General features: G+C 36.1%; 20 protein-coding genes. 4 read left to right on the top strand and 16 right to left on the bottom strand.

Annotated features, from left to right (window positions below; all coding sequences use genetic code 11):
* Window positions 1-95 precede the first annotated feature (95 nt).
* Genes A5819_RS12235 through ssnA form a run of 5 tightly spaced genes read right to left on the bottom strand, consistent with a single transcriptional unit; the run spans window position 96 to window position 8,475 of the window.
* The gene (locus A5819_RS12235; RefSeq protein WP_086279058.1) at window positions 96-1,412 is read right to left on the bottom strand and encodes a YgeY family selenium metabolism-linked hydrolase; all 1,317 of its coding nucleotides are present in this window, start codon (window positions 1,410-1,412) and stop codon (window positions 96-98) included.
* 5 nt (window positions 1,413-1,417) lie between these two features.
* Window positions 1,418-2,611, bottom strand: coding sequence for a diaminopropionate ammonia-lyase (gene dpaL / locus A5819_RS12230; protein ID WP_086279057.1), 1,194 nt, complete (start codon window positions 2,609-2,611; stop codon window positions 1,418-1,420).
* 53 nt (window positions 2,612-2,664) lie between these two features.
* Window positions 2,665-4,047 carry a dihydropyrimidinase gene (gene hydA, locus A5819_RS12225; protein ID WP_086279056.1) on the bottom strand — a complete coding sequence of 461 codons (1,383 nt, stop codon included), beginning with the start codon at window positions 4,045-4,047 and terminating at the stop codon, window positions 2,665-2,667.
* A 49-nt stretch (window positions 4,048-4,096) separates the two neighbouring features.
* Entirely contained in the window at window positions 4,097-7,102 is a 3,006-nt protein-coding gene (ygfK, locus tag A5819_RS12220; protein ID WP_086279055.1) for a putative selenate reductase subunit YgfK, read from the bottom strand.
* Window positions 7,103-7,140: 38 nt separating this feature from the next.
* Entirely contained in the window at window positions 7,141-8,475 is a 1,335-nt protein-coding gene (gene ssnA, locus A5819_RS12215; protein ID WP_086279054.1) for a putative aminohydrolase SsnA, read from the bottom strand.
* 435 nt (window positions 8,476-8,910) lie between these two features.
* On the opposite strand from ssnA, the gene A5819_RS12210 reads away from it, so the two are divergent.
* From A5819_RS12210 to A5819_RS12200, 3 genes are all read left to right on the top strand, one after another.
* On the top strand, window positions 8,911-9,549 hold the full coding sequence (locus tag A5819_RS12210) for a transcriptional regulator (protein ID WP_086279053.1): 639 nt from the start codon (window positions 8,911-8,913) through the stop codon (window positions 9,547-9,549).
* A 185-nt stretch (window positions 9,550-9,734) separates the two neighbouring features.
* Window positions 9,735-11,069, top strand: coding sequence for a Mur ligase family protein (locus A5819_RS12205; RefSeq protein ID WP_086279052.1), 1,335 nt, complete (start codon window positions 9,735-9,737; stop codon window positions 11,067-11,069).
* A gap of 71 nt (window positions 11,070-11,140) precedes the next feature.
* Window positions 11,141-11,836, top strand: a complete 696-nt coding sequence (locus A5819_RS12200; protein WP_086279051.1) for a type 1 glutamine amidotransferase — start codon at window positions 11,141-11,143, stop codon at window positions 11,834-11,836.
* 48 nt (window positions 11,837-11,884) lie between these two features.
* Here the strand turns inward: A5819_RS12200 and manA are convergent, their stop codons facing one another.
* From manA to A5819_RS12160, 8 genes are all read right to left on the bottom strand, one after another.
* Window positions 11,885-12,859: a mannose-6-phosphate isomerase, class I gene (gene manA / locus A5819_RS12195; RefSeq protein ID WP_086279050.1), complete on the bottom strand. Its 975-nt coding sequence runs from the start codon at window positions 12,857-12,859 to the stop codon at window positions 11,885-11,887.
* Window positions 12,860-12,901: 42 nt separating this feature from the next.
* Window positions 12,902-13,939, bottom strand: a complete 1,038-nt coding sequence (locus A5819_RS12190) for a serine hydrolase (RefSeq protein ID WP_086279684.1) — start codon at window positions 13,937-13,939, stop codon at window positions 12,902-12,904.
* A 38-nt stretch (window positions 13,940-13,977) separates the two neighbouring features.
* Window positions 13,978-14,814: a VOC family protein gene (locus A5819_RS12185; protein WP_086279049.1), complete on the bottom strand. Its 837-nt coding sequence runs from the start codon at window positions 14,812-14,814 to the stop codon at window positions 13,978-13,980.
* Window positions 14,815-15,113: 299 nt separating this feature from the next.
* The gene (locus tag A5819_RS12180; protein WP_086279048.1) at window positions 15,114-16,349 is read right to left on the bottom strand and encodes an ABC transporter permease; all 1,236 of its coding nucleotides are present in this window, start codon (window positions 16,347-16,349) and stop codon (window positions 15,114-15,116) included.
* On the bottom strand, window positions 16,346-17,056 hold the full coding sequence (locus tag A5819_RS12175; protein ID WP_086279047.1) for an ABC transporter ATP-binding protein: 711 nt from the start codon (window positions 17,054-17,056) through the stop codon (window positions 16,346-16,348). The genes A5819_RS12180 and A5819_RS12175 overlap by 4 nt, the downstream gene beginning before the upstream one ends.
* An 11-nt stretch (window positions 17,057-17,067) precedes the next feature.
* Window positions 17,068-18,228, bottom strand: coding sequence for an efflux RND transporter periplasmic adaptor subunit (locus tag A5819_RS12170; RefSeq protein ID WP_086279046.1), 1,161 nt, complete (start codon window positions 18,226-18,228; stop codon window positions 17,068-17,070).
* 241 nt (window positions 18,229-18,469) lie between these two features.
* Window positions 18,470-19,117: a TetR/AcrR family transcriptional regulator gene (locus A5819_RS12165; RefSeq protein ID WP_086279045.1), complete on the bottom strand. Its 648-nt coding sequence runs from the start codon at window positions 19,115-19,117 to the stop codon at window positions 18,470-18,472.
* Window positions 19,118-19,274: 157 nt separating this feature from the next.
* Complete coding sequence (locus A5819_RS12160) at window positions 19,275-19,862, bottom strand: guanylate kinase (protein ID WP_086279044.1); 588 nt, start codon at window positions 19,860-19,862, stop codon at window positions 19,275-19,277.
* Window positions 19,863-20,549: 687 nt separating this feature from the next.
* Here A5819_RS12160 and A5819_RS12155 point away from each other — a divergent pair.
* Window positions 20,550-21,458, top strand: a complete 909-nt coding sequence (locus A5819_RS12155) for a helix-turn-helix domain-containing protein (RefSeq protein ID WP_086279043.1) — start codon at window positions 20,550-20,552, stop codon at window positions 21,456-21,458.
* A gap of 62 nt (window positions 21,459-21,520) precedes the next feature.
* Here A5819_RS12155 and A5819_RS12150 read toward each other — a convergent pair whose 3' ends face one another.
* From A5819_RS12150 to licT, 3 genes are all read right to left on the bottom strand, one after another.
* Window positions 21,521-22,969 (bottom strand): glycoside hydrolase family 1 protein, encoded by a 1,449-nt coding sequence (locus tag A5819_RS12150; RefSeq protein WP_086279042.1) that lies wholly within the window; start codon window positions 22,967-22,969, stop codon window positions 21,521-21,523.
* A 91-nt stretch (window positions 22,970-23,060) separates the two neighbouring features.
* Window positions 23,061-24,950, bottom strand: a complete 1,890-nt coding sequence (locus A5819_RS12145) for a beta-glucoside-specific PTS transporter subunit IIABC (protein WP_086279041.1) — start codon at window positions 24,948-24,950, stop codon at window positions 23,061-23,063.
* A gap of 184 nt (window positions 24,951-25,134) precedes the next feature.
* Window positions 25,135-25,977, bottom strand: coding sequence for a BglG family transcription antiterminator LicT (gene licT / locus A5819_RS12140; RefSeq protein ID WP_086279040.1), 843 nt, complete (start codon window positions 25,975-25,977; stop codon window positions 25,135-25,137).
* Between the last annotated feature and the right edge of the window lie 85 nt (window positions 25,978-26,062).

Raw genomic sequence — 26,062 nt, 5'->3', positions numbered from 1 at the left:
TTAATACGATACCTACGATGCAAATGACCTTTACTCATTCGCATCGCGGTTCGTTTTTCCCTTTGATCATTCACTATAACTAGTCAAAATAATGATTAGTTATTTTCGCAATAGACAGTTGGTAATGCGGCATAAACAGCTGCACAGCGAACTAAATCATCTTTCCAAGTTTTTTCATTTGGTGCATGTGCTTGTGCTTCAGCACCTGGTCCAAAGCCAATACAAGGAATGCCGTTGCGACCCATGATCGATACTCCGTTTGTTGAGAATGTCCATTTGTCTAACAACGGACGAGCTTTACGCATGTCGATCGTTTCTTTTGATCCCTTACGTTCTTCACCATAAAGATTTCTGTGTGTTTCCATCAAGGCTTTTGTTACGCCATGTTCTTCTGGAATTACCCAAGTTGGGAAATAACATTCGATTGGATAAGTCAATCCAGTGTATGAAGGACGATCATAATCATACATTGAAACAACTACATCTTCGCCATATTTTTTAACAGCAGGTAATTGACGGATTTCTTCTAAACAGCTTTCCCAAGTTTCGCCAGCTGTCATTCGGCGGTCTAATGACACTGTACAACCATCCGCTACCGCACAACGACTTGGTGATGAATGGAAGATTTGTGAAGCTGTAACAGTTCCTTTGCCTAAGAAACGTGCTTCTTTCCATTCAGGATTGTATTTTTCATCAAGCATACGTACTAAGCCTCTAATAACAGTACTTTCGGTATCACCATTATTGTTTAAGGCACGAACATCTTGTAAAATGTCGGCCATTTTGTAAATCGCATTATCGCCACGTTCTGGAGCTGATCCGTGACATGAAACACCTTTGACTTCTACTTTGATTTCCATCCGGCCACGTTGACCACGATAAATTCCGCCATCTGTTGGTTCAGTTGACACAACGAATTCAGGACGGATGCCGTCTTCTTTGATGATGTATTGCCAGCATAACCCATCACAATCTTCTTCTTGAACAGTAACTGTTACTAATGCTGTATATTTTTCGGTTAATAGTCCCAAATCTTTCATAATTTTGGCACCATAAATAGCTGAAACAATTCCGCCTTCTTGGTCAGAAGTACCACGTCCGCCAATTTCAGTATCTGTTTCATACCCATCATATGGATTAAATTTCCAGTTACTCATTTCACCGATACCAACAGTATCCATATGACCGTCAAATGCGATCAATTTTTTCCCTGTTCCCATATAACCTAGTAAATTACCTTGAGGATCTACTTCGATTTTATCAAAACCTAAATTTGTCATTTCGGCTTTCGCACGATCCATTTTAGCGCCTTCTTCAGCACTTTCTCCTGGAATTTTAACTAAATCACGTAAAAACTTGATCATGTCCTTTCTGTAACCTTCTGCTGCTTTGTTAATTTCATTGAAATCCATTTATATTACCTCCATAAGATTTTTTTATAGTTATCTGGATCTGTGTCGCCTTCTGTTGAGAACATTAGAACACTTGAATTTTCGTCTAGTTCTAACGTATCACGTAATTCTTTATATTCGGGATCTTGCATCGCGGTTGCTACTAAGCCCATTGCGACAGCACCTGATTCTCCTGAAATAACTTGAGGATCACCTTTTAATGGCGCTCCAAGCATTCTCATACCTTTTTCTGAAACCCAGTCAGGCGCTGAAACAAAGACTGATGTATGATTTTCTAAAATATCGAATGAAATCGTATTTGGTTCACCACAAGCAAGTCCTGCCATGATGGTTTGCAAATCGCCCTCAACAAAATGAATCTTGCCGTCTTTTTCGATTGCTGATTTATATAAACAATCTGCTACTTGCGCTTCGACTACGATCATTTTAGGTGGATTATCAGGATAAAGATTAGCAAAATAGCCAACAACTGCTCCGGCTAAACTACCCACACCCGCTTGTACAAACACATGTGTTGGCCGCTTGTTTCCAGCTTCTGCTAATTGCTTAGAAGCTTCTAATGCCATCGTGCCATATCCTTGCATGATCCAAGTTGGAATTTTTTCATAACCATCCCAAGCAGTATCTTGTACCATGATACCGTTTTCAGTTTCTTCTGCCATCTTGTTAGCCATCCGCACACATTCGTCGTAATTGACTTCTTCAATGGTCACCTTAGCGCCTTCTTTTTCAATATTTTCTTTTCGGGTTTGCGTTGAGCCTTTAGGCATCAAAACAACTGATTTCTGTGCCAATTTATTTGCCGCCCAAGCAACGCCGCGTCCATGATTTCCATCAGTCGCAGTGAAGAAAGTTGCTTGCCCAAATTCTTCCCTTAGTTTATTGGACGTTAAAACATCATACGTCAAATCTGCTACGTCTTTCCCCAGTTTTTCTGCAATATAGTTTGCCATAGCGAACGAGCCGCCGAGCACTTTGAAGGCATTTAATCCGAAACGATAGGATTCATCCTTAACAAAAAAATCCTTTAATCCTAAATGTTGAGCCATCTGTTTTAATTCAGCCAATGGCGTCTGATTGTATTGAGGGAAACTACGATGAAAAGCTAAGGCTTTTTCGATTGCTTCCTTTGACATCAGTGATAAATACTGATCATCTGTTTTGGGCATTTCATTTGCCGTCCATTTTATTTTTTCCAAAAAATTTTCCCCTCCATCTATTTATTTAAATCAACACAAGTTGATTGATTCCCTTAGTCATTTTTGGTGATGTTCCGGAAAATAAATTTTCCTTGTTTTTCTGCGATCACTTGACCATTTTCAGCCACTTTTTGCCCTCTTAGATAAACGGCTCGCGCGCTGCCTTTTGTTTGCATCCCGTCATAAGGAGTGTAATCTACATTTTGCAGCTGAGTTTTTGCTGAAATGACGCCTGTAGTTTGGGGATCCCAAATGACGATATCTGCATCGCTGCCAGCTTGGATAATGCCTTTTTGTGGATATAAGGCAAACTGTTTGGCAATGTCTTCTGAAATCAGACCAACCATCCGCTCTAAACTGATTTTTCCAGTCGTTACGCCATAGGTATAGATCAACTCAGGACGAGTTTCGACACCCGGCATCCCGTTAGGAATTTTACTAAAATCTTCTTTGCCAATCGTCTTTTGTCCCTCAAAATTAAAACTGCAATGATCCGTTGAAATCGTATTGACTTGACCATCGATAACACCATCCCATAAAGCCTGCTGATCACCAATACTACGTAACGGTGGTGAACACACATACTTCGCTCCTTCAAAGTCAGGACCATCATATAAATGTTCGTCCAATACTAAATATTGCGGACATGTTTCCACGAAGACTTTTTGATTTCGTGCTCTCGCTCGTTTCACAGCTTCTAAAGATCGTTTTGTGCTTAAATGAACAATATTAACGGGTAAACCAGCTAAATCTGCAATCATTAAGTATCGTTCTACAGCTTCTGCTTCAACTGAATCTGGTCTTGTTAAAGGGTGATAATGAGGTGATAATTTTCCTTCCGCTACAAATTGAGCAATCATTTCATTGACCATATCACCATTTTCACAATGAATACCGAGCATTCCTTGGTACTTATGAATCTCATTCATTGCTTCAAATATTTCAGCATCTGTTGTCCTTAAATTGTCATAGGCCATATACATTTTAAATGAAGTAATCCCAGCATCGATCATTGCTTTAACTTCTGCCTTGATAGCGGGATTCCACTCAATGATTGACATATGATAGGTATAATCACAAGAACTATTCCCTTGTGCCAACTGATCCCAAGCAGCTAGGCAGTCTTTTAATGAACTGCCTTTGCTTGGTGTCGCCATATCAATCACTGCAGTGGTTCCTTTAGCAACAGCTGCCTTGCTTCCCGTATAAAAATTATCTGCAGTACCCATTGAGCCTTTCCCATTGTTTAATTCTAAATGAGTATGGGCGTCGATAAATCCCGGCAGTAAAAAACATTCTGTCACGTCTTCGACTGTAGAATTTTCTGTTTTTAAATGAGTACCCATTTCAACGATTTTTTCACCATCGATTCTTACATCTAATTGACGGCGACCATTAGCGGAAACTACGATTCCGCCCTTTAAAAGAATAGACATTTTTTAACCTCCATTTTTCAGAAGTTGTTTTTGCGCAACTCATGTCTTTTTACATTTGCATACAGTATTCGTATTCTTCGATCATCGTATCCATCAATTCGATGATATCTGCTGGAATATCAACTCCTTGTGCCGTTAAGTGGACGGTTGATGTATTGCCCCATAAACGAACCAGGCAAATTTTTTCTCTTGGGTCAATAACGTAAAAACCTGAATTCGTACTATTTTGAAAATCAGATTCCGTATTGAATAGCGTAAATTTATCTTTGTATGGTGCACTTGCATAAGGACAAAACGTTTCACAGTTGCCGCATTCATTACACATACGATCAACATGAACAATTTGTGGTTGCCCTTTGACTGTTACGACAATATTGGCTCTATTTGGACAAACATCCATACAAGATTCGCAGATCGTTGAACATTCTAAACAATTGCTTGCTTGGCCGCACAATGCTTCATTTGTTTCTAGTAAGCCTCGTTTATTACGCACAGCTGCAGAATCATCGTTTAAATTTGTTTGTTCATAATGATGATTATGGATTTGACAAATATTTCCTGCAGCTTTCGTTGCGTCAGCAATGGCTTCCACAATGGTTGCCGGTCCTAGATTAGCATCCCCAATCACATAAACATCTTTTAGGTTTGTTTCTAACGTTGCTTGATTTGACATGACTTTTCCATATTGATCAGTCGAAATTCCAATTGATTGGTAGAAGTCAGAATCAACTTTTTCACCAACAGCAGCTACAACTGTATCAGCTGGAACTTCCGTATATTCGCCTGTTGCAACAGGCTTACGACGACCAGAGCCGTCACGTTCACCTAAGCGCATCTTTTCGCAAGTTAGTAACCCATTGTCCAATTTAATTGGTGACAATAGCTCTAAGAATTCCACACCATCTTCTAACGCGAAGTACAACTCTTCCTCATCAGCTGGCATGTTACGTTTGTCTCGACGGTAAACAACAGAAACCTTCTTCACTCCCGGTAAAGTAGTTGCAGCTCTAGCACAATCCATTGCAGTATTTCCACCGCCAACCACTACGATTTGTTCACCATATGGATTGACTTGAGGCTTTTCGCGATTGGCTTTTAAAAATTCTAGCGAGTTTAACGTTTCACCTGCTTCTAATCTTAACTTCCCATGTTTCCATGCACCGATTGCATAAATAACATTGGTATAGCCTTGTTCACGTAATGCTTCAATACTCGGTGCAGCTTTCCCAGTCTTAAATTCCGCTCCCATAAATTTAGCCATTTCAACATCGTTTTGAACAGATTTCATTGAAATTCTAAATTCTGGTACGATTTGGCTACAAACTCCGCCGATCGTATCTGCTTTTTCAAATACAGTGACTGGCATTCCTTCACGAGCAAGTAAGAATCCAGCAGAGATTCCAGCTGGTCCACCACCTACAACCGCCGTTTTAGGCGCATTTTCTTTTCGAACTGGTTTTTCCATGGTCGCCATTAATTCGTCATAAGCATGTTCAGCCGCTTCCAGTTTTGCCTCACGAATTTTGATCGATCCTTCATAGAACTGACGGGTACATTTTGTCATACAAGGATGCGCACAAATTGTTCCCGTTATGAAAGGCAACGGATTTTTATCCACGATCGCTTTTAAGGCCTCTAAATAGTTGCCTTCGCTAACGTAACGAAGATAAGCTGGAATATCTTGATCGATTGGACAACCACCTTCACTACGACAAGGAGCTGTGTAACAATTAGTTAATGGAACGGTTGTACGTAGTTTAGGACTTTCAGGTAATTTGATTGATTTTTTGTAGCGACCTTGTGTTTTTGCTTTTTCAACGATTGCTGTCAGTTTATCTAGATCAACACGTACTTGTGTTGGATACTCTGATTCACTTAACAGATTCGCTACTTGGTTCATGCGTTGATAGCCACCTGGTTTCAATAATGTTGTAGCCATCGTAATCGGCCAAATCCCCGCATCAAAAATATCTTTAATATTGAAAATATCTGCACCGCCAGAATAAGAAATTTGCAGTTTTCCATCGAATGCATCCGACAATTTTTTAGCTAAGGAAATACTCAATGGAAACAATGAACGTCCTGACATATACATTTCATCCCCAGGTAATTCATCTTCAGCAATCCCAACAGGAAAAGTATTCGTGATTTTCACGCCAAAGTTTAACCCTTTCTTGTCTGCTAAAGTCTGTAGTCGTTTTAGCATCGGAACCGCATCTTCAAATTGTAAATCTGCTACAAAATGATGATCATCAAAAACCATATAATCAAAACCTAGTTCATCCATTGTTTGACGTGTGTACTCATAACCAAGCATAGTTGGATTACACTTAATAAATGAATTCAACCCTTTTTCTTCTAATAAATAAGTTGTGATTCGCTCGATTTCGTCTGATGGACAGCCATGTAGTGTAGAAAGTGTGATTGAACGGCACACATTTGGACTGATTCCTTCGATAAATTCTTTGTCGATAAAGTTGAATTGTGGTAAGTATTTATAGGCAGCTGCTTTACATTCTTGCCAAATAGGTGTATTTTCAGCATCTTGCATATCTGTAATATATTTATCAACTTTTGGCGACTGAATACCAGCTAAGTCATACCCAACACTCATATTGAAAATAAAACCATCTGGGTCTCCTAAACCAAGTTCTTTACTAAGTAGTTTTAAAACAAACCACCCTTTGACATATTCTTCATAAGCTTGGGGAACACGCAATTCAGTTGACCATTCTACGTTGTAGCATTCATCAGCTGCTGTAATACACGGCTTACTTACAGGTAAATCTTCTCCATCAATGACTTGAACTGTTTTAACTTCAAAAAAACGTGAACCGGTCAAATAAGAGGCAATAATATTTTGAGATAACTGGGTATGTGGTCCTGCAGCAGGGCCACAAGGTGTCTCCATTTTTTCACCAAATAAAGGCATTGTTTTACTGGGATCCGCTTTATAAAACTTTCTTACACCAAAAATTGTTGATTCATTTTTATATTCATTTAAGATCCAGTTCAATAACCCATCGATCGAAATCGGGTGCATGATGTCACTCATGTTTGTCACTCCTTTTTTATTTTTCTAAGCTAGTAATACTAGCTATTGATTCTTGTCCAAAGCGATTGTGCTTGTACTTTAGCATCATGCCAAATTTTTTCTTCATCAACGCCTTGTACTTCTCTATTTTTCATACGAATCTCACCATTGATAATTGTATCGGTAACAGCGCCACCATTCATGCCAAATAAAATATGAGAATTATAATTGTCTTTTGTCATTGGTGTTGGTCCTTTATAATCCAACACAATCACATCTGCTGCTGCATCTGCTTCTAAAACGCCAAGTTTTTTTTCAAAATAACGATTTGCCATTTGTGGATTATTATTGAATAACATCTGTGGGATTTCTGCCCAAGCAGCATTTGGATCTGCTAAATGATGTTTGTGAATGATATTTCCCACCTTGTATGATTCTGTAAGATCATTCGTGTAACCATCTGTTCCCAGTCCCATTAAAATGCCATACTCATTAAGCATCCGCATTGCTGGCGGACAGCCTACAGCATTTCCCATATTAGATTCTGGATTTGTTACAACCATTGTATTAGTATCTCGTAATAGTTCCATTTCATGGGGATTGATATGAATACAGTGGCCTGCCATTGTTTGCTTCCCTAAAATACCCAAGTCATATAAACGATTTACGATTGGCTTTCCATATTTTGCAAGTGAATCATATACATCAGCGATGTCTTCTGCAATATGGATATGATAACCAACCCCTTCTGGCGTATAAGCAGCGCAATGTTCTAACGATTTGTCGGATAACGTAAAGGCTGCATGCATTCCCATCATCGCTTTTTGCATATCATCACTGCGTTCACCGCTTATCTTGATAAAGTCAACATTTTCTTTAACTGCTGCTTTCATTTTCGCTTCACCATCTCGATCGGATACTTCATAACATAAACAAGTACGAACCCCCAGTTCATTTGCTGCATTAGAAAGCTGGGTCAAACTACCTTCAATCGCACCATAACTAGCGTGATGATCGAAAACTGTCGTCACTCCATTTTTAATACTGTCCAAGTAGGCAATTTTAGCGCTATGATAAGAGTCTTCTAAATTCAATGTTCGATCGATACGCCACCATTGTCCCTCTAAAATATCCATAAAATTTTTAGGATGATAGTTATTGATACTTAATCCTCTCGCGAATGTACTATAGATATGATTGTGCATATTGATAAATCCTGGCATAATCACGCCGCCTTTGGCATCAATAAATTCAGCTTTGGGAAACTCTTTGCGTAAACCCGTTGTTGCTCCTACTGCTTTGATTTTCTGACCCTCAATTGCCACACAACCGTTCTCAAAAAATGTCCCTTCCTTGTCTCTTGTGATCAGTCGTCCATTTCCTATTAATAACATCATTGCCCTCCTATATTTCTTTTATTTTTTTGCCGAAAATAGAAATCGCTTTCATAAAGGATAGTTCAAACATTCACGAATGAATCGTTATCTGAATAACAATTTATATATTCTAATCTTACACTAAAAAAGCGCTTGCAATCATACTCATGATGAACTATTTCCTCTAACTCGATTAAATTATACCACCATACCTAAAAAAAAACAATGCTGCCTAAAAAATATTTTTTAGTGCAAAACGCCCATTGTCTTGTATTATGATTTACTGCATGATATTATTACACACGAAGCGAATTATAGATAACCATTTTCTCTAAAAATGTCTTTATATATATCTATTATTTTCTTAAAATTGTAAAAACAAGCGAAATCAAACCTAAAGTATCATTTAATTTACTTAAAAATAAACTCTGTAAGATAGAAAGGAGTGAAATTATGCTTTCCGATGAAAAATTAAATTTTCTGACTCAAGTTGCTAAAGCTTTGGCTGGTCAGTTTGGTGAAAATTGTGAAATCGTTATTCATAAAATCAATGAAAACAATGTTAACAATACCATCGTTTCTATTGAAAATGGCCATGTTTCTTCACGTCAGCTTGGGGATGGACCTTCTCAAGTTGTTTTAGAGGCATTAAAAAAAGATCCAGCTGATTTGATCGATCACGTCAATTATTTGACGCGAACACATGATGGTCGTATTTTAAAATCAAGCACCGTTTATTTCAAAGATAAATCTGGTAGCTTAGATGGAATTTTTGCCATCAATTATGACATCACCGCTTTGATTGCGGCCGAATCAACGTTAAAATCACTTGTTTCCATCGATGAACAAGAGGATGAGAAAGAACCTGATTATATTCCTCAAGATATCAACGAACTTTTAGATGATTTGATTGATGAATCAGTGAAATTAGTTGGCAAACCTGTTCCATTGATGACAAAAGATGATAAAATCAAATGCATCCAGTTTTTAAATAGCAAAGGAGCCTTTTTGGTAACAAAATCAGGCGACAAAGTAGCTGGATTTTTCAATATTTCAAAATATACATTATATAGCTATATCGATGCTAAGTAACTATTCGGGATTTATTATTAGGCAGTTGTGTTCTTTTTGAACCTAACTGCCTAATTTTTATTTTCCCTAATATAGTAAGAAAGAGTAAAAGCAATTAATTTTTTTTTTTAATTGTGGTATTATAGATTGAGTTTATTATTGAATTTAATTTTTGATTGTTGATATAAATTGGAGGGCACTACTTTATGGGAATTAGAAGTCATGTAGCGATAGCCGCTGGAAAAACTTCTCAATGGGTTTTACAAACTTTTTTCAAAGGCGGCAGCAGCTATCCTGGAAAACTAGCACTAAAAATCGATCCAAAAATTTTGGATACCTTGGCAAAAGATTATGAAATCGTCGTTGTTACTGGTACGAATGGAAAAACATTGACTACTGCTTTAACGGTAAATATTTTAAGACAAGAATTTGATCACGTACTGACGAATCCAACAGGTGCGAATATGGAACAAGGAATCGTTTCAACGTTCTTATCTGCCAAAAATAAAAAAGCAAAAAAGAAATTTGCCATTTTAGAAATCGACGAGGCTAGTTTAAGTCGTGTTACAAAATATATCGAACCAAAACTATTCTTATTTACAAATATTTTTCGAGATCAAATGGACCGCTACGGTGAAATTTACACTACTTACAAATTGATTGTAGATGGTGCAGCGGCTGCTCCTAATGCTCCAATCCTATGTAACGGTGATTCACCGATCTTCAACTCAGTTGAAACGATCAATCCGAGAAAATACTATGGGTTCAATCATGAGCCAGATAAAGAGCAAATGGCTCATTACAATACAGATGGACTACTTTGCCCAAAATGTCACCATATTTTACATTATAAAATGATCACTTATGCTAATCTTGGAAAATATTATTGTCCAAACTGTGGTTTTCATCGTCCTGAACTAGATGTTCAACTTACCGAGATGGTTGCAATGGATAATACTTCTGCTGATTTTGTCATTGATGGTTCTGAATATAGCATTGCTGTTGGGGGAATGTACAATGTCTACAATGCCTTGGCTGCTACGGCTGTTGCAGAGCATTACGGTGTTGCGCCGGAAAAAATCAAAGCAGGACTAAGCTATGATGAAAAAGTATTTGGTCGTCAAGAAACCATCAATATTGATGGTAAATTATGCACGTTGATTTTAGTTAAAAACCCAGTTGGTTTAAATCAAGTGATCGACATGATGGGCCTTGCTCCTTATTCTTTCTCACTTGTCTCATTATTAAATGCGAATTATGCAGACGGTATCGATGTTAGCTGGATCTGGGACGGTGACCATGAGGCGTTTGCCCAAATGGACATTTCCGAAGTGATTGCTGGTGGTGACCGCCATACAGATATGGCTTTACGACTAAAAGTTGCTGGAATTCCTGAAGATAATTTAAAAGAAATCCCTAATCTTGAGGATGTAATCACGGCAATCAAAAAATTGCCGACAGAACGTGTTTATATTTTAGCTACGTACACGGCAGTTTTACAGTTACGAAAACAACTAACTGCTCAAGGTTATATTAAATAGTTGTGTATCGGTGTGAAACACTTTTGTCTTATGATCTTCTGAAAAAATAAAATACGAATGAGGTAAAAACAATGACTAAAGAATTAGTTGTATGCCATTTATATGGAAATCTACTAAATACTTATGGTGACAATGGTAATTTACTAATGTTAAAATACCTTGCTGAAAAAATGAATGTCACCTTTCGTTCTGAGATCATCAGTATTTATGAACCTTTTGACCCGAATAAATATGATTTAGTTTTCGTTGGTGGTGGTCAAGATTTTGAGCAACTGATCATTTCTGAAGATATCCAAACTAAAAAAGAAGAACTGACCGAATATATTGAAAATGATGGCGTAATGTTGGCAATTTGTGGTGGATTTCAATTGTTAGGTCACTATTACATGGGGGCTAAAGGTGAAAAAATCCATGGAATCGGTGCTTTGGATCACTATACGTTAAGCCAAGATAATAACCGCTACATTGGCGATATTGTCATTCATAATGAAGAATTCAATGAAACGTATTACGGTTTTGAAAATCATAATGGCCGAACTTTTCTCGGAAAAGGTGAGCGTCCTTTAGGGAATGTAATCAAGGGAAAAGGCAATAATAGTGAAGACGGTTCTGAAGGTGTAATCTACAAGAATGTTTTTGGTTCTTATTTCCACGGACCGATTCTTGCTCGTAATGAGAACCTAGGCGTTCGCTTGATCAAAACTGCCTTAGAAAAAAAATACAGTGAACCCTTTGAGGTCCCACAAGAGGTATTGACTGTTAAATAAACAAGAAAAGTGTTAGGAAAAAAATCCTAACACTTTTCTTGTTTATTTTTAGGCATCTACACCAGGCTCTGAAGCAATAATCGTCAAGTCTCCTTCGACACGCCATTTTGCGATATCATTCGGTAAAATAAAGCTTGTTCCTTTACTCAATTCATAGCTTTCAGTTTTAACCGTCTCAACCTCTTCAATGATCAACTGACCGACACCATCAATGACTGTTGCTAATGTATACGGCGCATTTTTTTTAAGATTCAATACACCTTTGACTTGCCATTCATATACATTGAAAAAAGGTGTTTTCAAGTAGGTAATAATACTTGATTGCCCTTGGTTTTGTTGCTGGATCGATAATTGTGCCTCTTTAGCTGGAACTGTCGTAACATCCACAGATTGTTGAATGTGCAGTTCTCTCGTTTGGCCTTGATCATCTTTTCTATCGTAGTCATATACACGATACGTTGTATCACTACTTTGTTGTGTTTCTAAAATCATGATCCCTTTACCGATTGCATGGATCGTTCCACTTGGCACATAGAAAAAGTCACCTTTTTTAACTGGAACTTTTTTCAGTAAATCATCCCAACGTGCTTCTTTGATCATTGCTTCTAGTTCTTCACGGCTCTTGGCATTATGTCCATAAATAATCGTAGATCCTGGTTCAGCATCAATAATATACCAACACTCGGTTTTTCCAAGTTCGCCTTCATGAGCCAATCCATAAGTATCATCTGGATGCACTTGCACAGATAAATCATCTTCCGCGTCCAAAATTTTTGTTAATAAAGGAAAAACATCGCCCTTGGCATGACCAAACAGTTCACGGTGATTTGCCCAAAGTTCGTCGAGCTTTTGCCCAGCAAATTCACCATTCTCCACAGTGCTAACACCATGAGGATGCGCACTGATCGCCCAGTCTTCTCCGATTTTATTACTTGGTAAGTCAAAACCGAATACAGTGTGTAAACGATCGCCACCCCAAATTTTTTCTTGGAATACTGGCTTTAGAAATAAAGGTTGCTGCATAGTTTAGAGACTCCCTTCCATTTATACTCGTCAATTATACCACTAAAAAGAAAGCGATTCATCTTTGTTTGCTATTTTTTCTTTCAAATAAATGTCAATCAATTCATCTCTTTTTTCAATGTACGTTGCTCTCTCATCTACGGGATGAACTCGATTAGATAGAAAAATAAACGCTTCTTTTTCTTTTAGATCAATTAGCAAAAAAGTTCCTGTATACCCAGTATGAAATAAACACGGCCTTCCTGTTAAATCAGCTTTCAAATCCCATCCTAAAGAACGATGTCCGCACTTATCTGGTGTTTGATCCGCCAACAACAAACAAACTGTCTGCTTTCTTAATACTCTCGTTTTCTGATACAGGCCTTCATTCAAATACATTGAGGTGAATTTTTTAAGATCAGCTAAGTTAGTGAATAAACCAGCATTGCCAGCATGTTCAGCTAAAACAAACGCTTTTGGATCATGAGTTTGTCCGCGAATCACACCTCTTACGGGATGGTTTTCTGTTGGTACGGTTTTAGATGGATCTGATGGTAAAAAGCAACTATCTGTCATATCCAAGGGGGCTAAAACACGTTCCTTAAAAATTTCAATGACGTCTTTCTCTAGCAATTCTTCTAACATAAAGCCCAACAAAATCGTCCCAGTATCTGTATATGCTACTTTTTTTCCTAAAGATTCCCCTGAGCGAACCAGATTATATGCCTGCTGCAATTCACTTTTCGATAAAGCATCTCGATTTTCAATATAACTTTGAATATCAGATGTATGAGTCAATAGATGTCGAATCGTTATTTTTTCATCTTCAAATACTGGATAATAATTTTTGAAAGGTGCATCAATTTCGATAATTTTCTCTTCCATCAATTGTAAGACCACTGTTGTTGTACAAATAACTTTTGTCAAAGAAGCAACATCAAAAAGCAGCGAAGGCTTTAGCTCTTCGACTGTAGGTATAAGTTGAGCATTTCCCCAGGTATGATCTTCGGATGCTGTGTCAGTCATAAATGAAAAACTAACACCAGGAAAAACCCCCTCATTCATCAAAGTCTTGATTTTTTTGCTTGTTTCTTTATACATCATTCATTTTCCTCATTGCTTTTATTCTTATTTCTCAACTAGTTTCGTACAAACCACCATTCAATGTCACTTGGATCATAAATGGTTAAAATGGTTAATTTTTTATCAACAAAAAATTTTTGCTGCTTATTTTCTAAATGCTGCTTAAGTAATTTCATTTCAGTTTCAGTTTCTAATCCTAAAACGAAAAAATCTACTCCCAAACATTCTTCACTCTCTAGTTTGTTCTCATTTTGTGTGACAGAATCTGCCAAGTAAATCTCAAAATTACCATTTTTCATCGACAGCTTCCCCATTGAAACATCTTCAGAAAGCATTCCTAAAACATCTTGATAAAAAGCTAAATGCTCTGACTTGTTTTCTACATGCAGTTTGATCCGATCAAATACCACGTCTGCTGAAAGGCTTGAATATAATACATTGCTTTCTTGTATTAATGTTTGAATATCTAGTGATTCAGCTGTCTCTACAGCTTGGTTAACTGATTTTTGATAATTAATTTCCAGCTCATTCCCCTCGGGATCTTCTAAGAAGACACTTTTTCGATTTCCTTGCTGTACTAATTTACCGATAGGATAATTATGTGCTGTAATTCTCCTCAAAAGACTACCAAATTCTTCCTTAGTCGGAATTCGTAATGATAAACAAACAGCTTTGTTCAAAGAGATTAACTGCTCTTCAGCTAGATCTGCTTCCTCTAATATCAGCAATCTGCTATCCTTTTCTTGTGAACCAAAGATAGACAAATTATTTTCTTCCAATTTCAAAATAAACCCCAACACATTTTTGTAGAAACGAACCATTTTTTCTACATCTTTCACACGCAACGCAACCGTTCTTACATATACATCTTCCGATAATTGAAACTTTTCCATTCGTCTTCCCCCTCCGAATGTCTCCCTATATTTATTCTAAACATCTCGACTGATTTCAGCAAGCAAATGTACTTTTTTCGTTCATCACTCTTATAGATGAAACTGAATAGAAGTAAATTCTATTTACCTAGACCAATTGAGAAGTAAAATACAATAACTTGATTACCACTTATTCTATACCAATTATCGGATAAAATGAATATAATATTCACATTATTGTTTAAATAATATTTGTAAATAAAAAAAGATGCTGAATCTGCTATTCAAACATCTTTCTTTTTAGCTATTAACTAAGTTACTTAATTATAAATGGCCTTGATTGGATCCATTCTCGACGCACTAATCGCAGGGATAATCCCAAAAATAACGCCTGTAAAAATCGAAACTACTGTGGAAATCGCAAATATTGCTGGGGTCATGACAGGTATGATATCTACAAATCCACCGACGAGCGTAGAAAGCAGGTAACCTATTCCCACACCGATCAATCCACCTAACAACGTAATAAATGCCGCTTCCAATAAAAATTGCATTAAAATCATTCGCGGTTTTGCTCCGATTGCTCTACGAATCCCGATTTCTCGTTTCCTTTCCGTTACAGAGACATACATGATATTCATTACACCAATTCCTCCAACTAATAGAGAAATTGCTGTCACAGCCATCAGAAACATCGTCATTCCTCCGATAGCGTCTTCCATTTGTTTTTGATTCTTTTGTTCTAGATCATTTTCTTTGAACACACCTTTAACATCTGGATGATTTTCACTTAAAATCGTAACCGCTTGAGCAATCACAGTTTGTTTATCAGTACCTTCTTTTAATTTAAAATTAATTCCACTAATTGACTTTGAGCTAGCCAATTTATTATAAGAACTTCTTGAAACAAAACTGCTTGAAACAGTATTCCAATCCAAAGACATTGCCTCAGTATTATCTAATGAATCATAATCAAATGGTTCCAAAATACCGATTACTTTGTACATATAACCATTGATTGCAACTGCTTTACCAATCAATTCACTTGGATCATCCATTTTTAAACTCAGATCAAACGTATCATGATTTAAGATGATCACATCTTTATTGATATCTCGATCATCGAAATCACGACCATATTTTAGTTTGTTGTTACCCCTGTTTGAAGTGACCATCAAATTTGCCTTGGCACCAAAATAATCCAACTGAGTCGTTAAATTATCCCCCATCACACCATCGCCATATTGAGGATAAATCGTTTCGATACCATCGATATCTCTGACTTTTTTCATATCAACTCTTGAAAAACTATAATCAGGTTCTTCAAAGCTCATCATTCCCGAAGCACTTTCATCTTGCATGGTATAATGGAGCTTAACGACATCCGTGTTCATTGCACTCGTTGCCGACATTACTTGTTTTTTCATCCCTTCACCAAGAGTAGAAATGGTCACAACGGAAGCAATTCCAATGATAATACCGATCATCGTTAGAAACACTCGTAATTTATGCGCACGTAAACTTAAAAGTGTACTAATCAATAAGTTTGAAATCATCGAATCACCTCTTCTTTAAGAAAGCGGCCATCTTTCATATGAATCACTCGAGTGGCATATTTCTTCATATCTGAATCATGAGTAACCATTACAATCGTCTTTCCTTGACGATTCAGCTCAGTCAACAACTCCATGATTTCTGTTCCCGTCTCACTATCTAATGCTCCTGTAGGTTCATCAGCCATGATCAAAAGTGGATCATTGACTAAAGAACGCGCAATCGCTACACGTTGTTGTTGTCCACCAGATAATTCATTCACTTTAGCTTTTGTTTTTGCTCCTAAACCAACCAACTCTAGATATTTTTCAGCAATCTTGCGCTTTTCATCATTGCTTTTTTTACCTTCATAAACACAAGGTAACTGCACATTCTGACTAACATTCAGTGAATTGATCAAAAAGAACTGTTGGAAAATAAAACCCAAATATTCATTACGGAATTCTGATTTCTTGTTTTCTGAAAGAGTTGAAACATCTTCTCCTTTGAAAAGATAATTTCCATCAGACACTCGATCTAAAAATCCAATGATATTCATCAAGGTGGTTTTCCCACTTCCAGATTTTCCCATGATCATAATAAATTCACCTTCATTGATCGTCAAATCCAATGATTTTAAAACCTGCAATTTTTCTTTCCCAACAGGAAAATACTTATTGATTGCTTGCATCTGAATAAGAGGTCGCGGGCTTTGCTCTTGTTGTATCATGTCTGCTCCTCCTATTCTTTTGCTGCTGGCGCTGCTTCTCCCGATTCATCCGTGCCTTCTCCAATTAAATCGCCTTCTTTGACTTCTTTCTTAGAAGAAACAATGATTCGATCTGCAGATTCTAATCCTGAATTTATAACAGTATTATCTCCTTTTTCTTCACCAATTTGTACATCACGGCGAATTACAGAACCAAAGTCATTGACCAATACATATTTTTTACCATCTTGATCATGAACTGCCTTTTTAGGGACCTCGATTGGTTTACTATCTCCTAAATTGATCGTCGCTTGCATATGATAGCCATTTTTTATTCCTTCTAAACTATCAAGCGATAATTTTACATTATAATTGGACATCGATCCTTCAGCATTACTGCTTTCACCTTGAGTTGCTTTGACTTCTGGCGGATTGTCATCAATATACGAAATTTTTCCAGTCACGGTAGTACCACTTGAAACAACAGAAAGATTTGCTTTTTGATCAACAGCAATCTTCATTAAATCTTTTTCATTTACTTTTCCAGCAACGTATAGACCATCTGATGTTAAACGAAGAACAGGAGCATTTTCATCCTTAACTTCTGGGATAGAAACGCGTCCTTTAAATTTTGCTTTGGTTGAGATAAATTGCTTGGTAGACAGGTCAGCTACCGTTTCATTTGAAAACAAAATTTCTTCATCAACACCATCGACCTCAGCTTGATGTTGTTCATCAATCGCGGCTCCGTTTGTTGTTCGCTCTTCTTCTTTTGTTTTATTATAAGTATCGATTGCTCGATTCCATTTCTTATAAATATTCTGTTTTTTTGTCGCTAGTTTACTTAGGGTATTATTTTGCGCTTCGATTTCTTTTGTGATTTCCTTGTCTTCATAGGTAAATAATATTGTCTCAGGTTCGACAACGTCCCCATTATTTACTTTGATTTCTGGTGTACTTGTCATTTTTGCATCTTTTGAAAAAGCTTCTGCCTGTTCCGGTTGTACTACACCATTGATGTAGACTTGTTCAATATCTGGAACTTCAAAGTATTCGATGCCTAAATCCTCCGTAACCGCTTTCTGATCTGAACTAGCAGATGGTTTGCCACCGAATAAATTAGGAAGTATAAATAGACCGATAAGTACCACAGCAACTATTCCAACAATAATCATTATTTTTTTCTTTTTCATAACCCTTCTCCTCATCTCCTTTTAATCAAGTTATCTTATTCGACAACTTTAGTTATCCTACTCTTTCATTTAACCATTATTGGCTCTATCATACAAGTTACATTTTTGTAATTTTGTGAATATTGAAACTTGTTAAGGTTCTCTATTTTCATTTTTACTTTTCTTGCTGAGACTAAATAAGACTAGAATATAAATGGATTCTTCATCCTATTCTAATCTTTTTATTTAGATGCTACACAACTTATTTAGAGAGTCCGTTTTTCACCCAATTTAGTTTGATTTTAAAATCGTTTATAATCCCGGTTAAATCCTTTTCAAGAGGATTATCTCCTTTTTGATACCCCTCTACGATCGAAGTAAAAACAATATTCATCAGTATTTGCATCACCATTTTAAATTCTTTTTCATCCGCAATCTTTAGTTTAGATCGATCAATCAAGGTATAGAGTTGATGCCCGTGACGCATTTTTTGTGATTTTTCTCCCTTCTTTTTAATCGTTTGCAATTCAGGCAAAATTCGCACCATTGAGCGATAATCACTATCCATATAAAAATGTTTATAAAAGCCCGCATGTGGCCCACTTAATGCTTCTAAAACTATTTTTGAGAAATATTTTCTCATTCCGTCAAATAAATCTCCGTCTGATTCTTGCACACATTTTGTGATTTCACTTTTTCTATCCTGACTTAATAAATCAAAATAATAATAGTAGAGATCTTCTTTATCTTCGAAATATTGATAAAAACTGCCTCTGGGTATCTCAGCTAGCTTTATAATATTAGCAATCGATGCTTCTTTCAGTGCAACTCTAGAAAATTCGATCGAAGCCGCCTCCAACAATCTACGTTGTTTTTCTTCTGATAAATGGAAAAAAGTACTTTTTGGCATTTTGTTCCTCCCTCTCCACAACATGACACGATGTCACATAACGCAACGTTATCATAGCACCTTAAAATGAAAAAACAATAGAAAAGGTGTGAGTTTTTCATGGGAACATTCTTTATATAAATAATTAAGCACAAAAAAGCTAGATGAATAGCACATTTCATCCTAGCTCAAGTTGCATTACTTCAGTTACTGCCTGCTTTACAGCCTTAACAACTTCTTCGAATGGCTGGTTTGCATCGATAATATAGTGATGCGGATAGTTCATCACTGTATTTTTATTTGTAGATTCCTGATCATAAAGTGCCCCACGTGCATTTACGACTTCTTCGTTTACTTCTCTAATTTTTAACCTTGATAAAACATTTTTTTTGGATACTTCTAAAAAAATCGGAATAACCATACTTCCAAATTGATTTTGAATTTCCTGAAAACCATTGATTGTTAATACATCATAAGCAGAATGATTCTTTGTTTTGTTCATTAACTCCGCAATTCCTACCCCATAATGATAGCCATGATAAGTATCATACTCAGCTAATGACTTAGTATTCACCAAATAGTCAAATCGCTCTTTTGTTTCAAAATAATAATCCGTACCATCTTGCTCTCCAGTTCTAATTGGACGTGTTGTATGAGAAACCACCTTGTACTCTTTAGGAAAAACTGCTTCTGCTATTCTTGTTTTACCCGAACCACTTGGACCAATAATAACAAAAAAAGGATGTTTTAATTTTGCTTCTCCCATAGTCACTCCTCCTTGTAAATTTACTATACAACAATTCGAAAACTGCTTCAAAGAAAAAGACAAACATGAACATAATTCTTAGTCATGATTGTCTATCTCTATTTTGTAAATTAATCTTCCATAATAGTAAAAAATAACTACCAATTTATTTGTATCAATGTTATAATTACATAAATAGTATTTTATTAAAAATACTGTCGATGCATCTTCTAACAGCACTAAACTTCCCCAAGCTTTGAAATGTTAGAAGATGCTTATAGATTTAAGTTCCTACAGTGAAAGCAAATAAACTAAACAATACAACAGCAACACCTAAAGTCATTTTTTCTCCCTCCAATCTATGATTATTTATAAAAGCTATTCTATATAAAAATATCTTTCATAAGATTATTTTAACAAACAACAAGACTTAAATAAACAACAATTAGATAAAATTGCATAAAACACTAAAATAAATGCTTTTTTTTTATAATATATGTTTTTTACACAAAAACACTTGTTTTCTTATCAGTCTGTCTCTTATACACATCTAGATGTGTATAAGAGACAGCAACAAGACTTAAATAAACAACAATTAGATAAAATTGCATAAAACACTAAAATAAATGCTTTTTTTTTATAATATATGTTTTTTACACAAAAACACTTGTTTTCTTATCATACGTGCAATTTTTAGGAGTGAATCATATGAACATAGGCGAAACTTTAAGATTTTTCAGAAAGAAATTACATCTAACACAAAAAGAAATGTTGGATAATCATTTAGATCCTTCCTCTTATTCCCGTATCGAGCACGGGAAACAAATTATCAGAATTGATACTTTAGCTGAAGTTTTAAAAAAATTATCCCTCTCACCTGAAGAATTTTTTGCACGAATCTCTTTGGATGAAGACCAAAAAAAATTTAAGGCACTATTTTACTATTGTGCTGAACATTTAGATAATCAATCTATGAAACAAAAATTAGTTGATTACTATCTTAAACTAGCAAAGTTTCAACACAATTTAAAAGAACTTTCAAATTATATTGTTATCAAAGTTTACTTTTCTCAATTTTGGAGTGAGATTGATCCTATTACTGATAAAGAGATTCAAGAGATAGTCAAATACTTATTAAAAAAAGATTATTATCAACAATTCGATTATCTAATTATATCAAATACTATTAGATTTTTTAGTACCAAACAACAAGACCTAGTTCTTTCAAGAGCAATTCCAATTTCTGATGAAGATTTAAGAGATTCTACAACTTTGAATTTTGCTTATAATATGCTTACAAATGTTATTTCCTCTAGAATTCATGAAAGAGATTATGAAGGTGCAGCGAAGTATCTATCAATTGCAAAAAAACAAGATAAAAAAGGTAAAAATTATAATTTTCGTATGAATCTCCAATATTTAAATAACTTGCTAGAGTATTTAGTAACGGGAGAGCACCATTACATGGAGTATCTATATGACTTTATCAAATTAATTGAAAATATTGGTGACCTTCAGCAAGCGGAAACTTTGAAAAAAGAGGTTACCTATTTGACTCACAGTAATTTCACCGTAACGGATAAAACAAGCTTTCCAAATGGCTTATTCAGATATTAACAATTGTTTAACAAAAGAGCCCTAACTCAGAGTTTATCACTGAGTTAGGGCTCTTTTTCATGCTAGTTTAAATCCGATCCATTTGTTTCAATCACTTGTTTATACCAATTAAATGATTTTTTCTCATAGCGATTCATTGTACCTTCACCATTATCATCTAAATCAACATAGATAAAGCCATAACGTTTACTCATTTCACCTGTTGAAGCACTAACTAAATCAATACAACCCCATGGTGTATAGCCCATTAAATCAACGCCGTCATTGATCGCGTCAGACATCGCTTCAATGTGACGACGTAAATAATCAATGCGATAGTCGTCTTCTACATAAAAGTTTTCATCTACTTTATCAATCGCACCTAAACCATTTTCGACGATAAACAAAGGTTTTTGATACCGATCGTATAATTCGTTTAGAGCAATTCTTAATCCCTCTGGATCGATCTGCCAGCCCCATTCACTTGCTTCCAAAAATGGATTACGCACACCGCCTAATAAATTGCCGATCACCGTATCTTCTTCTTCCGCTGTTTCATTAACTGCTGAAGACATGTAGTAACTAAAACCAATATAATCAACAGAATATTGTTTCATTAATTCTAAATCATCCGCACCAATTTCCAAGTCAGATACACCATATTTATCAAACATCCGTTGTTGGTAAGCTGGATACTCACCACGAACTTGAGCATCTGTACAATAAAAATTGAATTCTTGATTTTGAGCTAGTGTAGCCATTTGGTTGATTGGATTTGCATCAATACTATAGGTTGTCGCGTAGATGATCATACAACCGATTTGCATATCTGGATTGATCTCATGACCGATTTTAACTGCTTTAGCACTTGCCACAAATTGGTTATGCCATGCTTGGAAAATATTTTGATAATCACCAGCACCAGTTGCTTTGACCATTCCTTGGCTTAATGCTGGGAAATGGAATGCTGAGTTGATTTCGTTAAACGTCATCCAATAGTTTACTTTTTTACCGTAGCGTGTTAAAACGATCGTTGCATACTTTTCAAAAAAATCGATCATTTTACGATTTTTCCAGCCACCATATTCTTTTGCAAGTTGTAAAGGCATTTCATAGTGTGAAATTGTAATAACAGGTTCAATTCCATGTTTCAAACATTCATCGATCACTTGATCATAAAATTTCAATCCTGCTTCATTTGGTGTTGCTTCGTCCCCTTTAGGGAAAATTCTTGCCCAAGCAATTGAGAAACGATAACATTTGAAGCCCATTTTTGCAAACAGTGCAATATCTTCTTTAAAACGATGATAGTGATCAATTCCACGATGGTTAGGGTAAATAAATTTATCTTCATCAATTTCCCAATTAAATGTATCACTTCCTAAAATTTGAAAGCGTTGTTTACCACCAGGCATTGCATCTGCTACTGATAAGCCTTTACCGTCTGAACGATAAGCGCCTTCTAATTGATTCGCTGCAGTTGCACCACCCCATAAAAATCCCTCTGGAAATGCTGTTGTTTTGTTTGACATTATTATTCCTCCTTATTCTAAAACCATAGAGGGCTAACTTTTTCAGCCCCCTTAGCTAAGTAAATTTAAAGCGGTAAACCTTAACTATAAATTAACGTACAATCGCTAAGAAATCTTCACCATGTAAAACATCTGTTTGATCCATATCTAATACATCTAGATAGTCACCACTATTTGTAACTACAACAGGTGTTACAACGGGATGACCTGCTGCTTTGATTTTTTCAATGTCAAATTTAACTAGGAGCTCCCCTTGTTTGACTTTATCACCTTGTTTCACTAGAATCTCGAATCCGTCACCATCCATCTCAACGGTATCCATTCCGATGTGCATCAACACTTCCGCACCATCTTCAGTTGTGATTCCAACTGCATGGCCTGTTGGAAATAGTGTTGTGATTTCTCCATTTGCAGGAGCATAAAGTTCACCCAAAGCTGGTTCAACTGCAATTCCTTTACCTAATGCACCAGATGAAAATACTTGATCTTCTACTTTGTCTAAAGGAACGATTGTTCCAGTAATTGGACTTTTTAAGACGATTTTATCATTTTTATTGCCATGTTGCGTTTCTGAATTAGAACTGTTGCCTTTTGTAGCTGTTTCACTGCCTGCTTCCGGTTTATCTTCAAATTTTAAAATAAACGTTAAGACAAATGCAATCACAAATGCAATTACTGTTCCAATAACTGCTGCGATCAAACCAGATGTATCTTTTGTATCTTGTGGAATAAAGCCTGGCAAGCTCAGTAAACTAATCAAACCAAATACATAGTTTTGAACATGACTGAACCCGATAAATGCTCCACCAACAGCCCCACCGATACAAGCCGCAATAAATGGTCTTTTAAGTGGTAATGTGACACCATAAACAGTCGGCTCAGTAATCCCAAATACTGAAGTCATTGTAGAAGAAAGAGCTAACCCTTTTAATTTTACATTTTTTGTCATAAAGAAGACTGCTAGCGCTGCTCCACCTTGTGCTAAAACAGCTGGTAATAACATTGGTGCCATTGTATCAACGCCACCACCCGCTTGAGAAAGATTCAGCATCATGATTGGTACAAAGCCCCAATGCATACCAAACATAACAAATACTTGCCATAAACCACCCATCACAGCTCCTGCAATAATTGGACTAAGCCCATAGATTCCATTGTAGCCTTTACCTAATAAATCTCCCAAAATCGTGCCGATTGGACCAATTGCAATAAATGTTACTGGCGCCATTACTAAGAATACTGCCAAGGGAACACAGATAATTTGTAAGAACGAAGGAATGATTTTTTTAAAGAAACGTTCTACATAACTTTGAACATAGACTGCTAAAATAATTGGAATAACAGAAGACGTATATGCACTAGCACCAATAATAACTGGAATACCCGCAAAGCTTAATGTTTGACCTGCTAAAGCACTAATACTTGGATGAACCAATGCCATCGCTAAACAGACTGCTAAAAACTGATTTGTTTTGAATTTTTTCGCAGCTGTAAATGCTAAAAGAATTGGTAAGAATGTGAAGATTCCATCTGCTATTGCAAAGAGAACTACGTAAACACCTGATTCAACAGTCAACCAATTTAGCGTCAAGGCTAGTGTTAAAAACCCTTTTAAAACCCCAGCTCCAGCCATAGCTCCTAAGAATGGTGTAAAGATAGATGAAATAATATCAATTAATTGATTAAATATATTCCCTTTAGGACCTTCATCTTTCTCTGAATCATCATCGCCTAAATTACTATGAGCCATCAACTCTTTATAAACATCACTAACATGACTACCAATCACGACTTGATACTGACCGCCGCTTTGAACGACTTGAATCACATCTGAATCTTGATTTAATTTTTCGGTATCTGCTTTACCTTCGTCTTTCAATTTAAAACGTAGACGTGTTGCGCAATGAACTACGCTGTTCACATTTTCTTCTCCGCCAACTAACGTTAGGACGCGTTCAGCGATTTCTTGATTTTTACTCATTTTATATGCCCCTTTTCCTTAATTTTTTATATAAAAAAACCTAAACTGAAAAAACAATACTCTACTATACCTAAAAAAACTAAATATAGATGAATCACTTGTTTTTTCAATCTAGGTTTTGCCTGCTAAACAGTAACAATCCGCTTCGATTGAATGCTAAATTTTTAATAACAATAGATAAACATTACGCTTTTTTCTCACCAACAACTCGCTGGATGTGAATGGTCAAATAAATCTGTTCCGCTTTATCAATTGGTTTCTGATACTTCTTAACCAGATAATCATTGATTCTGTGGACTGATTGAAATGCCTTTGGATATTTACTTTGAATCAATTCGTACAGAAAATCATCCTCTTCATCGTGGGCTTCATTTTGCAAATAACGTTGTGCAAAATATTGTAAATGCGTCACGATTCTTTGGTAATTCAGTGAATCTTCATCAAATGGTTTACCGAAATAACGACTGATGATCGTTAAGATATCTCGAACCATTTCAGTTGCCGACATAGTTACTTCCATGTTGCCATTGGCTTGTTCACTGTTTACAATGTGAAAGGCAATAAAACCAGCTTCGCTTTCTGAGAAATCTATGTCCAGTCTTTCCTTAATCAACGCTACGCCTTTTCTAGCAATAGCAAACTCTTTCGGATAAAACTTTTTTGTTTCAAACATTAGTGGATTTGGCATTTCGAGACCTTCTTTAGCTCTCATAATGGCATAATGCACATGATCCGTTAACGTTAAGTATATATTAGATGAAAGCTCGATGCCTAAATCTTCTTCTGCTATATCGACAATTTTTTTGACGATCTCTACTTCTTCTACTGGAATGTCTGCAAATAATTGCTGAAACTGTCCTGAAGTGATGGAATCTTTAAGAACAAATTCTTTTTCAATAAAAGCTGGATCAATTACATCCCCAATCTTCTTCTGAAATGCAAGACCGCGGCCCATACAGACAATTTCTTCACCTGATTCATTTTTTGTCATGACGACATTGTTGTTTAAAATTTTTTCAATATTCATGATGAACCTCACCTTTTACAAATACAAATGAAAAAAACCTAGAATCCACCCAAATAAACAATTATGGAAGATTCAGGTTTTGCCT

This window comes from Enterococcus sp. 7E2_DIV0204, assembly GCF_002140855.1.
In the GTDB taxonomy this organism is placed as follows: domain Bacteria; phylum Bacillota; class Bacilli; order Lactobacillales; family Enterococcaceae; genus Enterococcus_L; species Enterococcus_L lemimoniae.
The sequence above is the reverse complement of the archived record's forward strand: the minus strand, read 5'-3'. Positions and strand labels throughout refer to the sequence as shown.